At 52.9% G+C, this 2,191-nt stretch carries 2 protein-coding genes; both read left to right on the plus strand.

The window, feature by feature from the left end:
• Positions 1 to 497 (plus strand): HlyD family secretion protein (locus tag AC1DUO_RS24265; RefSeq protein WP_477989148.1); only part of this gene is annotated, 497 nt, incomplete at its 5' end.
• Positions 490 to 2,191, plus strand: a 1,702-nt coding sequence (locus AC1DUO_RS24270; protein ID WP_477989150.1) for a peptidase domain-containing ABC transporter, incomplete at its 3' end; no start/stop codon positions are given. The genes AC1DUO_RS24265 and AC1DUO_RS24270, both read left to right, overlap by 8 nt.

The following is a 2,191-nucleotide window of genomic DNA, read 5'->3' on the forward strand; positions in this document are numbered from 1 at the left end:
TCCGTGCACTGGTTGACGGTCGCGTCGACTCCCTTAGCGTCACGGTAGGGCAAATGGTCAACGTCGGCGACAGTTTGCTGCAGGTTATCCCACCCTGCATTGATCATTACTCTCTGGTACTTTGGGTACCCAATGATGCTATTCCCTATATTTCCCCAGGGGACCGGGTCAACATTCGCTATGAAGCCTTCCCTTCGCAGAAATTTGGGCAGTTCGCCGGCACGGTGTCAGTGATTTCCAGAGCACCGGCGTCACCGCAGGAAATGCTGACCTATCAGGGTGCCCCCAAACCCGCGCTGACCTCCGCAGTCCCTTACTACAAGGTGATCGTCAGACCAGAGAAGCAGACCATTATGTATAACGGTAAACGCCTGAACCTTGAAAACGGTATGAAAGCGGAGAGCACACTATTTTTGGAAAAAAGGAAGATATATCAATGGATGCTATCACCGTTCTACGACATGAAACACAGCGCGTCGGGACCGGTCAATGAGTAGGCTCTCTGTCAAAAAACTGCTCGGCCAGCTCGACATCCGGCTGCGACAACGCGTCCCGCTAGTTCATCAAACAGAATCCTCTGAGTGTGGCCTCGCTTGTCTGGCGATGATCTGCGGCCACTATGGCAAGAACGTCGATCTGATTGCGCTACGCCAGCAGTTCAACCTCTCGGCGCGTGGCACCACGTTGTCCGGATTAACCGGTATCGCCGAACAACTCGGTTTGTCCTCACGTCCCCTGTCACTGGATATTGAAGATCTCAGTGCGCTAAAAGTGCCGTGCATACTGCACTGGGAGTTTAACCATTTTGTCGTTCTGGTGAGCGTCAGGCGTAATCACGTGGTTATACATGACCCGGCCAGGGGCCGAAGGACCATCAACATGGCGGAGGTGTCGCACAGTTTCACCGGCGTGGCACTCGAGGCCTGGCCAGGCGCTGCATTCAAAGCAGACACCGTGCAAAACCGGCTCAGTCTTAGCACGCTTATGGGGAGCGTACACGGCCTCAAAGGGACGCTAGGCAAGATTTTTTGTCTGTCAGTGGTGATTGAAACCATCAACCTTGTGATGCCGGTTGGTACACAACTGGTGATGGATCATGCGATCCCTGCCGGCGATCGCGGTTTGCTGACCTTAATTTGCGCGGGGTTGTTGTTCTTTATTCTGCTGCGGGCGGCAGTCAGCATGGTGCGTTCCTGGTCCTCATTAGTCATGGCTACCCTCATCAACATCCAGTGGCAATCCGGGTTGTTCAATCATCTGTTGCGACTGCCCCTGGGGTATTTTGAACGCCGTAAACTGGGGGATATCCAGTCGCGCTTCGGCTCGCTGGATACATTGCGCAGCACCTTCACGGCCAGTATTGTCGGTGCGATTATGGACATTATCATGGTGGTCGGCGTGTTCGTGATGATGATTTTGTACGGAGGCTGGTTAACCTGGATAGTTATGGCCTTCACAGCCCTATATGTACTCCTTAGGCTACTGACCTACGGTTATTACAGGCAACTGTCAGAAGAGTCTTTAGTAAGAAATGCCCGCGCCGGTTCCTATTTTATGGAAACCCTGTACGGGATCGCCACAGTCAAAATGCAGGGGATAGCAGAAAGACGCAGTGCCCACTGGCTCAACCTCGAGATCGATACCATCAATACCGGGATCCGGGTGACTAAGATGGACATGCTGTTTGGCGGCATCAACACCCTTGTCTCAGCCGGTGATCAGGTGGTGATCCTGTGGCTGGGTACCAGCCTGGTAATAGACAACCAGATGACTATCGGTATGTTCGTTGCGTTCGGCGCTTTTCGCGGACAGTTCTCCGACAGAATTGGTTCATTGACCAACTTCCTGCTGCAATTGCGCATGATGAGTCTGCACAACGAACGTATTGCCGATATCGCCCTGCATCCGCAGGAAAACCGTAAGCCGGACCTCCCTTATGAGGCGCGTTTACAGCCGGTGTCGCTGGCAACCTATGCGTTGAGTTACCGTTATGACAGCCAGTCTCCGCCCATTTTCAACGGGTTGGACATCACTATCGCGCCAGGAGAAAGTGTGGCTATTGTTGGGCCGTCCGGCTCAGGAAAGACCACCTTGATGAAGGTATTGTGTGGGCTGTTTTATCCTGATAATGGCAGGGTAGAGGTGAACGGTATTGATATTCAGCAACTGGGTATCAATAACTACCATAAGA

It is taken from the genome of Rahnella sp. P4_A8 (assembly GCF_056402435.1).